Source organism: Maritimimonas sp. 2210JD6-3 (assembly GCF_056591795.1).
In genome coordinates this window covers 63,955-77,130 of record NZ_JBWQOJ010000012.1, presented here as the reverse complement: position 1 = coordinate 77,130, position 13,176 = coordinate 63,955, and the positions used below count along the sequence as shown (strand labels likewise).

13 protein-coding genes are annotated in these 13,176 nt (G+C 32.9%); 3 read left to right on the top strand and 10 right to left on the bottom strand.

Going from position 1 to position 13,176, the window contains the following annotated elements; all coding sequences use genetic code 11:
* From AC1EUY_RS07445 to AC1EUY_RS07400, 10 genes are all read right to left on the bottom strand, one after another.
* A partial coding sequence (locus AC1EUY_RS07445) for a DUF6515 family protein (RefSeq protein ID WP_480194886.1) occupies window positions 1-210 on the bottom strand: 210 nt, incomplete at its 3' end.
* A 65-nt stretch (window positions 211-275) separates the two neighbouring features.
* The gene (locus AC1EUY_RS07440) at window positions 276-833 is read right to left on the bottom strand and encodes an MOSC domain-containing protein (RefSeq protein ID WP_480194885.1); all 558 of its coding nucleotides are present in this window, start codon (window positions 831-833) and stop codon (window positions 276-278) included.
* Between the two features lie 2 nt (window positions 834-835).
* Complete coding sequence (locus AC1EUY_RS07435; RefSeq protein ID WP_480194884.1) at window positions 836-2,332, bottom strand: GH3 auxin-responsive promoter family protein; 1,497 nt, start codon at window positions 2,330-2,332, stop codon at window positions 836-838.
* Window positions 2,333-3,196 (bottom strand): M23 family metallopeptidase, encoded by an 864-nt coding sequence (locus AC1EUY_RS07430; protein WP_480194883.1) that lies wholly within the window; start codon window positions 3,194-3,196, stop codon window positions 2,333-2,335.
* Window positions 3,197-3,261: 65 nt separating this feature from the next.
* Window positions 3,262-3,849, bottom strand: coding sequence for a nicotinate (nicotinamide) nucleotide adenylyltransferase (gene nadD, locus AC1EUY_RS07425; RefSeq protein ID WP_480194882.1), 588 nt, complete (start codon window positions 3,847-3,849; stop codon window positions 3,262-3,264).
* A 42-nt stretch (window positions 3,850-3,891) separates the two neighbouring features.
* Complete coding sequence (gmk, locus tag AC1EUY_RS07420) at window positions 3,892-4,503, bottom strand: guanylate kinase (RefSeq protein ID WP_480194881.1); 612 nt, start codon at window positions 4,501-4,503, stop codon at window positions 3,892-3,894.
* A gap of 148 nt (window positions 4,504-4,651) precedes the next feature.
* Window positions 4,652-5,509 carry a YicC/YloC family endoribonuclease gene (locus AC1EUY_RS07415; RefSeq protein WP_480194880.1) on the bottom strand — a complete coding sequence of 286 codons (858 nt, stop codon included), beginning with the start codon at window positions 5,507-5,509 and terminating at the stop codon, window positions 4,652-4,654.
* Between the two features lie 39 nt (window positions 5,510-5,548).
* On the bottom strand, window positions 5,549-6,463 hold the full coding sequence (locus AC1EUY_RS07410; protein WP_480194879.1) for a DMT family transporter: 915 nt from the start codon (window positions 6,461-6,463) through the stop codon (window positions 5,549-5,551).
* A 92-nt stretch (window positions 6,464-6,555) separates the two neighbouring features.
* Window positions 6,556-7,164, bottom strand: coding sequence for a superoxide dismutase (locus tag AC1EUY_RS07405; RefSeq protein WP_480194878.1), 609 nt, complete (start codon window positions 7,162-7,164; stop codon window positions 6,556-6,558).
* A 121-nt stretch (window positions 7,165-7,285) separates the two neighbouring features.
* On the bottom strand, window positions 7,286-8,566 hold the full coding sequence (locus tag AC1EUY_RS07400; protein WP_480194877.1) for a hydroxymethylglutaryl-CoA reductase, degradative: 1,281 nt from the start codon (window positions 8,564-8,566) through the stop codon (window positions 7,286-7,288).
* Between the two features lie 155 nt (window positions 8,567-8,721).
* Between AC1EUY_RS07400 and AC1EUY_RS07395 the strand changes: the two genes are divergently transcribed.
* From AC1EUY_RS07395 to AC1EUY_RS07385, 3 genes are all read left to right on the top strand, one after another.
* On the top strand, window positions 8,722-10,890 hold the full coding sequence (locus tag AC1EUY_RS07395) for a DPP IV N-terminal domain-containing protein (protein ID WP_480194876.1): 2,169 nt from the start codon (window positions 8,722-8,724) through the stop codon (window positions 10,888-10,890).
* Window positions 10,891-10,919: 29 nt separating this feature from the next.
* Window positions 10,920-12,530 carry a peptide MFS transporter gene (locus tag AC1EUY_RS07390; RefSeq protein ID WP_480194875.1) on the top strand — a complete coding sequence of 537 codons (1,611 nt, stop codon included), beginning with the start codon at window positions 10,920-10,922 and terminating at the stop codon, window positions 12,528-12,530.
* 98 nt (window positions 12,531-12,628) lie between these two features.
* A complete protein-coding gene (locus tag AC1EUY_RS07385; RefSeq protein ID WP_480194874.1) occupies window positions 12,629-13,174 on the top strand; it encodes a thioredoxin family protein in 546 nt (181 codons plus the stop codon).
* Window positions 13,175-13,176: the final 2 nt, after the last annotated feature.

Genomic DNA, 13,176 nt, shown 5'->3' with positions numbered 1-13,176 from the left:
TCTTACAAAAACAAAACCTCTTCTAGTTTTCTTATAATGATTGCCACCCCAATAATAATAGCGCTTTCCTTTAACAACTACAATCTTATGATTTCTTAGAGCCTTTTTAATAACAACCGTTTTCGTTTGTGCTGGTCTTGTATGCACAACACATGAATTACCTATTAAGAGCATCACACAACCAAAAACTATAATAATTAACTTTTTCATTTTTCTTAATTTTACTTTGTTAGTAAGACTACTAAAAATGAAAAAGGTTTAGAAAAAGAATAACATTAGAATCCTTTCGAAGTTCTCTTATGAGCATACACCTCAGCAACAGTAGGGTTTTCAGGATTATTTTCTAGTAAAACAAGTTCATCACCAGCCTTAACGTTACCCGTTTTAAGAATTTTAAAATAAGAACCGCATTTTGTAGAGTGCCAAAAATCTTTAACAATTTTCTGGTCATTAAAGCGTATTCCTAATTTATAACAGGGTTGGCGAGGTTGCGAGACCTCAATTTTTGCTTCCCCTAATTGATATACGGAACCTATATGTAATGTTGTTTCATCTAGTTCTGAAAGCGTAATATTTTCACCAAACATACCATACTGCCAATCTTGGTTTGGGTATAAGACTTTAAAATAATCATAATGCTGCGCGCCATATACATAAACAGCCTTATCAATACCAGCATGGTGTTTTCTGTCAACCACTGTATCGCCCTTAACATCTTGTTTATCTAAAAAAACAGCATGTTTAACAGGATATTTAAAAATACCCGTTTCAATGGTTTTTTTTCTCCATTGTACTTCTTTTCGCTCACCAATATTTACTGATAGTACTTTCATGTTTATAAAGTTAAAAAATTCTGAAGTACATCAGCAATTTTTCGATTGTCTGAGAGCTGAGGTATCTTATTCTGTCCTCCAAACTTCCCAATAGACTTCATATATTCATGAAATCCGCCTTTTTTTACTTTACGGATAACAAGTGGTCTTAAAATTTTTCCTTCAATCAGATCAAAATAATAGATATTTTGCTCTTGCATTGATCGCTCGATGTTAGAAGCAAAATGTTCTAAATCCTCTGGATCGTTCTCAAATTCAATAAACCATTCGTGATACGGTAATCCTTCTTTAGGATTCACCTGTGGAGCCACAGTAAACTCACTCACATTCACATTAGTGCCAACTATAGCATCATTTAGAGCTTTTTCAACCTCCTTACCTATTACATGTTCTCCAAAAGCAGAAATATAATGTTTAATACGACCCGTGACTTTAATACGATAGGGCATTAATGAAGTAAATTCTACGGTATCACCGATATTATAACCCCATAATCCCGCATTTGTATTTAAAATAATCACATAGTTTACACCTAACTCAACATCTTTTAGCGAAATTCTAGTCGGATTTTCATCAAAAAACTCATTTGCTGGAATAAATTCATAAAAAATACCGCTTTTAAGCTGTAAAAGCATGCCTTTTTCTTGTTGACTATCTTGATAGGCTATAAATCCTTCTGAGGCAGGATATAACTCTATATAATCCACCTTTTTACCAATAAGAGATTCAAATTTGTTTTTGTAGGGTTCAAAATTGACACCACCATACACGAAAAAATTAAAATTAGGAAAAAGCTCACTAATTTTTTTACCTGTTTTATCGATCAATTTTTCAAAATACATTTGCACCCAAGAAGGTATTCCGCTAATCACAGTCATATCTTCCGTAAGAGTTTCCTCGACAATTTTATCAACTTTGGTTTCCCAATCTTCAATACAATTGGTTTCCCAACTTGGCAGTCTATTTTTCTGTAGATATTTAGGTACATAATGCGCTACAATTCCGCTTAAGCGACCTAATTTTACGCCATTTTTATCTTCTAATACAGGGCTTCCTTGTAAAAAGATCATTTTACCATTTACAAAATTTGCATCTTTCTTTTCTGCTATATATAGCAATAAGGCATTACGAGCTGCCTTGATATGTGTAGGCATAGATTCTTTGGTAATAGGAATGTATTTCGCTCCCGATGTAGTACCCGAAGTTTTTGCAAAGTAAATAGGCTTTCCTTTCCATAATACATCACGTTCACCAGCCACTATTCTATCTACATAAGGTCGTAAACCTTCATAATCATTAACTGGAACTCTACTTTTAAAATCTTCATAGGTTCTAATCGAAGTAAAATCATGATCTTTACCAAAAGCTGTGTTTTTTGCCTGAGATATCAGCTTTTTAAAAACTTTCTCTTGTGTTTTTATAGGGTTTTTTGCCCATTTATAAATACGTTTTCGAACGATTTTTGCAAATGGAATAGCAAATACAGACTTCACGTTCATCTATTCAAAATCTATAAAGTTTCTTGGATTTACCGGATAGCCATCGTTCCATAATTCGAAATGTAGGTGTGGCCCCGTAGTAAGTGTGCCTGTAGAGCCAGCACTGGCAATCACTTCTCCTGATTTCACTAAATCTCCTTGCTCTTTATGTAACGTAGCATTGTGCTTATATACTGTAATAAAGTTTTTAGCATGTTCGAGTATGATGACAAAACCCGTATCGGCCGTGAATCCCGCAAAAATTACAGTACCATCTGCAGCTGCTTTTACAGGTGTGTCTTTAGTAACCGCAATATCTATCGCATAATGCCGCTCTTTAGGATTATACGTATCTGAGACATTGCCCTTAACAGGTGTAGAAAATACCAAATCGGCTTTTTTTGTTGCTTTTTGAAACACACTATACCGATCTTGACGTTCAACTTCGGCTCTAAAAATAGAGTCTTCTGGTATCGGTTCAAGATCAGTATCTTCTATTCTTAATTGCTCAATAATAGAGTCTTTATTAACCTGAACATCTTTTATCTTACCTGTTAACACTTCCCTAATATTCTCTATATACACATCATTTACTGTTAACTCTTGTTCTAAGGAATCTACTTTATACACCAAGTCTGAGGCCTGTTTTTTAAGTTTAGAAGAAGAGTAGCCTGGTATATACTCTCGCAACGGGGTGAAAGCTATTAAAAATGCGGTTAAGCCAATTAGTAAAACCGTACTAATACCCGTTAAAACAAATACATTGAGACGGTTTAATTTAAACGAAAAGCGTTCTTCAAAAGTATCTTCATTTAAGACAACTAACCTGTATTTATGGGTTAGTTTCTCTTTAAACCTACCTTTATTTTTGTCTTTTTTAGCCATTACAAGGAAAACAAATATACAATGTATATTTAATTTAAAGCTTCTAGAAAAATGCTATAAATACGTTAATTTTTATAAAAATTCATCTCGTCTAGATACTTCCAAACATTGTCTGGTAGCATCGGCTTTATGTTTTTACCTTCTTTAATGGCTTTGCGAATAAATGTAGAAGAGATTTCCATAATTGGAGCAGCTATCTTTTGCACTTTTGGATGCGTATCAAACTGTGTCTCAGAAACGCGATCTTCGTAGATTCTTGGATACACATATACCTGATAGTATTTCAATATGGCTTCATAATTTTTCCATTTATGAAAAGATTTGAGATTGTCTTCACCCATAATGATACTAAAATGGTGGTCAGGAAATTTCTCAGCCAATACTGTTAAGGTCGTAATTGTATAATTGGGTTGCGGTAGTTTAAACTCAACATTAGAAGCTTTTAACTTAGGGTATTCTTCTAAAGCAATTTGAACTAATTGGTATCTATGATTATCTGCTAATAAAGATGCTTTTTCCTTAAATGGATTTTGTGGCGTAACTACAAACCATATTTCTTCAAGATCAGAATATTCAACCATATAATTGGCAATATTCAAATGCCCAATGTGAATAGGATTGAATGTCCCGAAATAAAGTCCTATTTCCTTCATTTTTTAGAGATCTCTCGACTACGCGAGGTGACGTTTTGTTTTTTATTCTTCTTCTTGATTACTGTTTACACCAACGAAATCTGCTACGAGGTTTTCAGCTTCTTTTAAAGCGATGTCTAAATCGTAATTCTTGATGATTTTATCAAATTGTGGTGCCGTAGCCATTTCTACCGATGCTTTTGCAATACGCATATTAATCTTTTCCTCGCTTTCTGTACTACGTTTTTTTAGGCGAATTTTTAGCTCATCTACACTTGGTGGTTTTATAAATACTGCTAAAGTCTCTTTAGGAAACTTCTTTTTTATTCTAAGTCCGCCAACCACATCAATATCAAAAATAACATGTTTACCTTTTGCCCAGATGCGCTCTACTTCGGTTTTAAGAGTACCATAAAAATTATCGCGATATACTTCTTCCCATTCTAAAAACTCATCATTCTTTATTTTATCTTTAAAATCTCTCGTAGAGATAAAATAGTAATCTGTGCCATCTTTTTCTGTTCCTCTTTTATTTCTTGATGTTGCCGAAATAGAGAACTCTAAATTTAAACTCTCTATTGCTAAAAGATGACGCACGATGGTGGTCTTACCAGATCCAGAGGGGGCTGAAAAAACGATTAGTTTTCCTTTATTTTTAGTAGGTTTCTTTGCCAAAGTCATAATATTATAAAAATACCAACTGGTTCTTTTCTAATCACTATTTGCTAATTAAACTTTTAAAAATAAAATGTTTAACCTATTATAGAAACCGATCGGTATGTTTTTGTAGTGTGTTTTTAGTCAGTTTTTACAGCGTTGTACTTTATAAAACATTTAATAATTGCTCTTTTATCTTTTCGAGCTCATCCTTCATTTGAACTACTACTTTTTGCATAGGTGCATAATTAGATTTCGAACCTATAGTATTGATTTCTCTGCCTATTTCTTGCGATATAAAGCCTAATTTCTTACCATTAGAATCTGCAGAATTTATAGACTCTACAAAATAGGTTAAATGGTTTTTTAGCCGCACTTTTTCTTCAGTAATATCTAATTTCTCTAAATAATAAATAATCTCTTGTTCGAAACGATTCTGATCTATATCTTCTTTTAGTTCGTCTATAGCGTTTTGTAATTTATCACGCATATGAACTTTTCTATCATCATCTAAGGAGATTACTTGATCTAATAAACTTTCTATGTTTTTAATTCGCACTAAAAAATCACGCTCAAGTGCTTTTCCTTCATCGCTTCTATATTCTTTAATCTTAGAAATTGCTTCTTTCATCGCTTTTTCCAGATGCTGCCATTCATCTTCATCTAATTCTTCACGCTCTGTTTTTAAAGCATCTGGCAAACGCATTGCTATTTCTAACGAGCTCTCTGGTGAAGTAACTGCAATTTCACGTAATTGGTCAATGTAGGCATTAACAATTTCTTTATTGATCTTCGTTGAAATTTCCTCTCCTGTAACTTCTAAATAAATAGATAATTCTACTTTTCCTCTCACTAAGTGTTCTGCAAGTTGTTTTCGCATAAACAACTCTTTCTCTTTATAAATAGAAGGCATCCGAACATTTAAATCTAGATTCTTACTATTTAGTGATTTGATTTCAACAGTAACTTTTTTTTGAGGAAGTTGCACTACGGTTTTACCGTAACCCGTCATCGATTGGATCATAAATTTCTATAAAAATTACGCAAAGTTAACTAAATTAAGCTAATGTCTCAGCGACCTTTCTTTAATGGGTTTTGTGTTGCTTTTAGTGACTAAATACACACCCGTGAAAATAAGAATTGCAGCCATTATTTTTACCATATTCAACGTATCTTTATTTAAAATGAGTGCATAAGTCGATGCGATTACAGGTTGTAAATATATAAATGCACTCAATGTGGTTGGTTTTAAGCGCTGTAAAGCAAATAGATTGAATACATAAGCAATTACTGTGGTAAAAACAATCACGAAAGCAATATTAAAATAAATAATAGCAGCAGGAATTGTTGACCAATCAACCTCTTTTACTTCTGAAAAACCAAAAGGAATGACCATAATCAACCCGAAAAGGTACAACCACTTTACCAGTGTTATTGCATTGTATTTTTGAGTTAATTTTTTCACAACAATTAAGTAAAGGCCATACGATGTTGCATTTAAAAAAATCAAAGAATTTCCTAGTAAAGGATAATCTCCTTTTGCTGCACTTTTTCCATATACGATTAATATTATGGCTCCGATAAGACCAATTATAATTCCCGTAATCTTTAATTTGGTAATCTGTTCCTTTAAAATAATAGCAGATAGTATTAACACCAAAATAGGCGTGTTTACCATAATTACAGATGCATTTATAGGGCTTGTTAAACTCAAACCTTTAAAAAACGCTAGTGTATTAATACAGACACCAAATAAAGCTGCTAAAGCAATTCTTTTAAAATCTGCCTTATCTATTGTTTCTTTTTTATAAAAACCTCCTAGAACCCAAAATATAACTGTTGCCCAAAAAACTCTTAAAAGTATAAACCCGAAAGGTTTAATATAGGTTGGCATTACATCTTTTGCAATCGAGTAATTTATACCGTAGATAATGGCAACGATAAACGCCGCAATGTAGGCTATTGTTTTACTTTGCATGAATTGACATAAAAACTGCCTGAAAAAATGATTTTCCAGGCAGATTGTTTTTTAATTAAATTAAGATTCCCTGCTTTTCCACAGGAAGGTAATTATTTAGCTTCAGCGTAACGACGCTCTACTTCATTCCAGTTAATTACATTAAAAAATGCTTGAATATAATCTGGTCTGCGATTTTGATAATTTAAGTAATATGCATGCTCCCATACATCTATGCCTAAAATAGGTGTACCTCCACAACCCACACCAGGCATTAGTGGATTATCTTGATTCGGTGATGAACAAACTTCTACTGTACCTCCTTTGTGAACACATAACCAAGCCCAACCAGACCCGAAACGCGTAGCGGCTGCCTTAGCAAATGCTTCCTTAAAAGCATCAACTGAACCATATTGTGCTTCAATTGCATCTTTTAAATCTCCTGATAGATATCCTTTACCTTCTGGATTCATTACCGACCAAAATAAGCTGTGATTATAGAAACCGCCTCCATTGTTTCGAACAGCTGCATTATTCATATCTAAATTCGCTAAAATATCTTCTATTGTTTTTCCGTCGAGGTCTGTTCCATCAATTGCAGCATTTAATTTATTGGTATAACCTGCATGATGTTTAGAATGATGAATTTCCATTGTTCTTGCATCTATATTAGGCTCTAATGCATCATATGCGTAACCTAATTTTGGTAATTCGAATGCCATATTTTTATATTTTTAAAGATTAAACTTCGTTTATTTTCTCTCTTTTATAGCAAGGACACCAAAGATAAAAACTTTAATGCGAAAAGTATCCTCATAAGAATAGAATATTGTTATTAAAACATTAAGATTTCTTATTGTGTTGTAATTTTTCATAGGCTTCAACCACAGCATTATGTGTAACTGGGTGCTTCTTAAAATGGGCTATTAATTGTTCCTTTTCATCTTCATTAGCTCCTAATTGATTTAGAATATTCTGCAAATGCATTTTCATATGTCCTTCTTGAATACCTGTAGTTACCAAAGCTCTCAATGCTGCAAAATTTTGTGCCAACCCAGCAGCAGCAGTAATTTGCATAAGCTCTAACACAGAAGGATTTCCTAACATTTGTAACGATAGTTTTGCTAACGGGTGTAAAGCCGTTAAGCCTCCAACGGTACCTAAAGCTAGAGGAATTTCTATCCAAAATTTAAAAATTTCGTTATCAATTGAGCAATCTGTTAAGCTTTTATAGATACCATCTCTAGAAGCATAAGCATGCGCTCCAGCTTCTACAGCCCTAAAATCATTTCCGGTGGCTAGAACCACAGCGTCAATACCATTCATAATGCCTTTATTATGAGTCACCGCGCGATAGGGTTCTACTTTAGCTATCTGAACAGCTTGATAAAATTTTTGTGCAAATTTTTGTGCATTTTCACCTAAATCTTCAATAGCACAGCTTACTTCGGCACGCACTAAACACTCAGGAATATAATTAGATAAAATACTCATTACAATTTCAATTCCTTCTTTTTCGAATACTTTTGCTATGGCTTCAAGACATGAATTAATAAAATTAGCACCCATACTATCCTTCGTTTCAAAAGTAACATGAAGCTGATAGTAGTTCTCTAATAATGCGGTTTTATCGGTAAGTACGATATCTAAAATACCTCCTCCACGTTTACGCATGTTTTTGGTGATGCCTTCAGTTGCTTTTAAAAGATTAGGTTTTGAAGTATTAAAATAATTTTTCAATACATTGTTATCTCCTTCATACATAAAGTGAATCTGGCCTGTCTTTATGGTTGAGATTACTTTAGTTTTAAATCCGCCACGTGTACTCCAAAACTTAGCTATTAAAGATGACGCTGCTACAACAGAACTCTCTTCAACAGCCATAGGTATGGTGTATTCTTTATTATTAATAATAAAATTAGGCGCTACACTATAAGGCAAGTAAAAATTAGAAATGGTGTTCTCTATAAATTCATCATGTAATTGCTGTAACTGCTTATTAGTGTTCCAATATTGCTTTAAGGTATGTTTAGCAGCTTCTGCATTCGCAAAAAAATTAGTAGTTAGCCAGTTGATCTTTTCTTCTTTAGAAAATTTCGAAAATCCCGAAATGGTTTTGGTCATTAATAGGTTATTTAAAGGTATCTCAAAGATACTAATTCTTAGTCTTTTAAGTTTTATGAACTCTTGTTAAAAACCGAATTTTATCTAGTCTTTGGACTGGTTTTTGATGATTTTTCCGTAAACTTGGCAAAATTTTCTCAATTCTTCAATAACTCATGAAAAAACTTTACATACTTTTTATAGCCTTTTCTGTTTTAGCCTCTGCACAGAAAAAAAACATTACTCTTGAAGATATCTGGTCTAAAGGTACTTTTAGAACTGAGCGCTTAAATGCTTTTCATTCGATGCAAAAAGGAGACTTTTATACCATTCTAAATTCTGATACACAAACTAAAAATACTAGCTTAGATAAGTATGATTATAAAACCTTAGAAAAAGTTGAAACTGTTGTTGATAGTAAAGATCTTGAAGCAATTTCTTCTTTTGATAGTTATGAGTTTAGCGCTAATGAAGACAAGTTACTATTACGCACTCAATCTGAGCAGATATACCGACGATCGTCTAAAGGTATTTATTATATTTATGATCTTTCGACAAAAAAGCTAAGTAAAGTTTCTAATCAAAAAATTCAAGAGCCCACTTTTTCACCAGACGGTACAAAAGTGGCTTTTGTTTTTAATAACAATATATTTTTAAAAGATTTAAAAAGTGATATCACCGTTCAAGTTACTACTGATGGTAAAATAAACGAGGTTATTAATGGTATTACCGATTGGGTGTATGAAGAAGAATTCAGTTTTGTAAAGGCATTTCAATGGAATGCTAATTCTGATAAAATAGCCTATTTACGATTTGATGAAAGAGAAGTGCCAGAGTTTTCAATGGATATGTATGGTAACGATTTGTATCCTAGACAACACGTATTTAAATATCCGAAGGCTGGTGAAAAAAATGCGATTGTTACGTTACACATGTATGGAGTAGCAGATAAAACAAGCAAACAAGTAGTATTAGAAGGTGTATATCAGCATTATATTCCTAGAATTAAATGGACAAACGATGCCAATACGTTATCGGTAATTACCTTAAATCGTTTACAAAATAATCTAAATTTAGTGTTTGTTGATGCCAACTCCCTTAAATCTACATTGATTTTAAATGAAAAAGATGTCGCTTATGTAGATGTTCATGATGATCTTACTTTTTTAAAGGATAATAGCTTTATTTGGACCAGTGAAAAAGATGGTTTTAATCATATCTATCATTATGATGCTAACGGTATGCTTAAAAATCAGATCACAGATGGTAAATGGGAAGTAACTAACTACTATGGCTATAGCCCTAAAACAAAACGAATTTTTTATCAATCTACTCAAGGAGGTTCTATAGATCGAAATGTTTTCTCAATAAAATTAAACGGAAAAGATAAGCGTCTGCTTACACCAAATAAAGGAACCAATAGCGCCGCTTTTAGTAACAGTTTACGTTATTTTGTGAATACGTTTTCAAGTGCTAATACTCCTACAGTATATACTTTAAACGATGCAAGAACAGGTGCTCAATTAAAAGAGATTAAAAATAACAAAGCACTTTCAGAAAAATTGAGCGGTTATAATATTTCTAAAAAAGAATTCTTTACGCTAACAACAACCAATGGAGAATTTAATGCGTGGATGATCAAGCCATCTAATTTTGATGAAACTAAAAAATATCCATTGTTAATGTATCAATATTCAGGTCCTGGTTCGCAATCAGTTGCAAATCGCTGGGGCGGAAGCAATGATTATTGGTATCAAATGTTGGCCGAACAAGGATACATAATTGCTTGTGTTGATGGTCGAGGTACTGGATTAAAAGGAAGGGATTTTAAAAAAATAACCTATAAAGAATTAGGGAAGTATGAAGTTCAAGATCAAATAGATGCTGCAAAAGAATTAGGAAAAAGAGCCTATATTGATGAAAATAGAATTGGCATTTGGGGTTGGAGCTATGGTGGATATATGTCTTCTCTTGCAATAACCAAAGGAGCAGCTATTTTTAAAATGGCGATTGCTGTTGCACCTGTAACCTCTTGGCGTTTTTATGATACCGTTTATACGGAACGCTATATGCAAACACCCCAAGAAAACGCATCGGGATATGATGATAATTCACCCATAAACCATGTAGATAAGCTAAAAGGAGCTTATTTATTAGTGCATGGTTCTGGTGATGATAATGTACATGTACAAAATACAACACGAATGATCAATTCGCTAGTCGAGGCAAATAAACAATTTGATTTATTCATTTATCCAGATAGAGCACACGGAATTCGTAAAGGTAAAAACACACGTTTGCATCTCTACAAAAAAATGACTGACTTTATCGAAAAAAATTTATAACAACTTTTACTAACTAATATTAATTATATATGGAATTTAAATTTGGAGGTTCAGAAACTAACCAAAAAACAGTATTAGAGCATCCTTCTGGGCTGTTTGTTTTGTTTTTTACAGAAATGTGGGAACGTTTTTCCTATTACGGTATGCGGGCATTATTAGTTTTATTTTTAGTAACCTCTATATTGGGGGATGAAGAAAAAGGATATGCTGCAGGTTGGGGATGGGAAAGATCTGACGCCTTGGTACTTTATGCTTGGTATACTGGCTTAGTATATATAACACCAATTATTGGGGGCTTTATTGCAGATAAATTTATGGGCTATAGAAAAGCAGTAGTTCTAGGGGCTTTTATAATGACTTTAGGTCATGCTGCTATGGCATTAGAAGGTATGACTTCTATGTTTTTTTATGCGGGGTTAGCATTCTTGATTATCGGAAACGGTTTCTTTAAGCCTAATATTTCTTCAATGGTTGGACAACTTTATAAAACTCAAGGAAAAGAAAAAGATGCAGGTTATACTATCTTTTATATGGGTATTAACTCTGGGGCATTCTTAGGTATTTTACTTTGTGGCTATATAGGGGAAAAAGTTGGTTGGCATTATGGGTTTGGTCTTGCAGGTATCTTTATGTTTTTCGGAATGCTTCAATTCTATTTTGCCCAAAAAATATTTGGAAAAATAGGATTAGCACCAAAACAATTAGAGGATTTTGATGATGTAGTAGAAGACAGTATTGAAAAAATTGGAGATGATGTTGAAGATACAATTGAAGAAGCTGAAAACTCTAAGGTTGTAAAAGATAGACTCATTGTTATTGGAATATTTTCGCTCTTTGTAATTTTCTTTTGGTGGGCCTTTGAACAGGCAGGAGGATCTATGACGATTTTTGCTGCTGATTATACAGATAGAGCATTAGTTGGTAATGCAGCTTTAACGTTTAAAATAGTAAATACAATTATAACCGTAGTGCCTATGGTAGTTATAACATGGGTATTAGCACTATTATTTAAACAAACTTTCAGTAAATATTCTTTATCAAATATTTTTCTTGGGCTAAGTTTTGTTATAATCTGGGGTATTGTAATATGGATGTTGAATAGAGAATTTCAACAAGATGCAACAGAAGTTCCTGCCTCTTGGTTTTCAGTACTAAATTCATTATTTATCATTTTGTTTGCGCCATTATTTTCTAAAGTTTGGCAAAGTAAGTTAAATCCTTCTGGACCTGTAAAATTTGCTATTGGATTGCTTTTGGTGGGGTTAGGTTTTGCTGTATTAGCATACGGAGCCTCGGGAATACCAGAAGGAGCAAAAACAGCTTCGGTTAGCTTAATGTTTTTAGTAGTTGCTTACTATTTACATACAATGGGTGAACTTTGCGTATCTCCAGTAGGGCTATCATATGTAAGTAAATTGGCACCTACTAAATTAGTAGGATTAATGTTTGGTGTTTGGTTTACTGCTAACTTTTTTGCAAACCTATTAGGAGGGTTTACGGGAAGTTATATTGATTCTATTTCTGATAAATACGGTCTTTCAACTTTCTTCTTAATTTTTACAGTAATACCTATTGCAGCTGCATTAATTATGCTATTATTAAATCCAATGATGAAACGAAAAATGCATGGTGTTGAATAATCTTAATTAATAATATACGAAACGCTCCTTATGGAGCGTTTTCTTTTTGTAATTTAGGCACAGATTTTGCGCCTTATATCTTGAATTTGAAACATAAAATGAAAAAAGTAGTTTATATAATAGTAGTATTATTGTCCTTTACCACAATAGCTCAAGAGCACAAAGTAAACTGGATGACTGTAGAAGAAGCTATAGAAGCTCAAAAAGATGAGCCTAGAAAAATGATTATCGATATGTACACTACATGGTGTGGACCTTGCAAAATGTTAGATAAATATACTTTTAAGAATAAAGATGTTGCAAAGTATATTAATGAGAATTATTACGCGGTGAAGTTTAATGCTGAAGGTGATGATAATGTGAATTTTAAAGGGAATACTTTTAAGAACCCTAATTACGATGCTTCTAGAAAAGGAAGAAATAGTCAACATGAATTCGCAGCATTCTTTGGCATTCAATCGTACCCTAGTATTTTATTTTTAGATGAAGAGGGAAAGTTTTTACTTCCTGTAAAAGGTTTCCATAAACCTAAACAGCTAGAAATTTTCTTAAAGATTTTTGCTACTAACGATTATAAAAAAGTTACTACGAAACAACAGTGGGAAAGCTACCAGAAAAACTTTAAATCTGAATTTAAAGGATAGCT

Excerpts from the sequence above, each read along its gene's own strand:
- AC1EUY_RS07440 (WP_480194885.1), bottom strand. The coding sequence starts at position 833 with ATGAAAGTACTATCAGTAAATATTGGTGAGCGAAAAGAAGTACAATGG.
- AC1EUY_RS07435 (WP_480194884.1), bottom strand. The coding sequence starts at position 2,332 with ATGAACGTGAAGTCTGTATTTGCTATTCCATTTGCAAAAATCGTTCGA.
- AC1EUY_RS07430 (WP_480194883.1), bottom strand. The coding sequence starts at position 3,196 with ATGGCTAAAAAAGACAAAAATAAAGGTAGGTTTAAAGAGAAACTAACC.
- nadD (WP_480194882.1), bottom strand. The coding sequence starts at position 3,849 with ATGAAGGAAATAGGACTTTATTTCGGGACATTCAATCCTATTCACATT.
- AC1EUY_RS07415 (WP_480194880.1), bottom strand. The coding sequence starts at position 5,509 with ATGATCCAATCGATGACGGGTTACGGTAAAACCGTAGTGCAACTTCCT.
- AC1EUY_RS07410 (WP_480194879.1), bottom strand. The coding sequence starts at position 6,463 with ATGCAAAGTAAAACAATAGCCTACATTGCGGCGTTTATCGTTGCCATT.
- AC1EUY_RS07405 (WP_480194878.1), bottom strand. The coding sequence starts at position 7,164 with ATGGCATTCGAATTACCAAAATTAGGTTACGCATATGATGCATTAGAG.
- AC1EUY_RS07400 (WP_480194877.1), bottom strand. The coding sequence starts at position 8,566 with ATGACCAAAACCATTTCGGGATTTTCGAAATTTTCTAAAGAAGAAAAG.
- AC1EUY_RS07395 (WP_480194876.1), top strand. The coding sequence starts at position 8,722 with ATGAAAAAACTTTACATACTTTTTATAGCCTTTTCTGTTTTAGCCTCT.
- AC1EUY_RS07390 (WP_480194875.1), top strand. The coding sequence starts at position 10,920 with ATGGAATTTAAATTTGGAGGTTCAGAAACTAACCAAAAAACAGTATTA.
- AC1EUY_RS07385 (WP_480194874.1), top strand. The coding sequence starts at position 12,629 with ATGAAAAAAGTAGTTTATATAATAGTAGTATTATTGTCCTTTACCACA.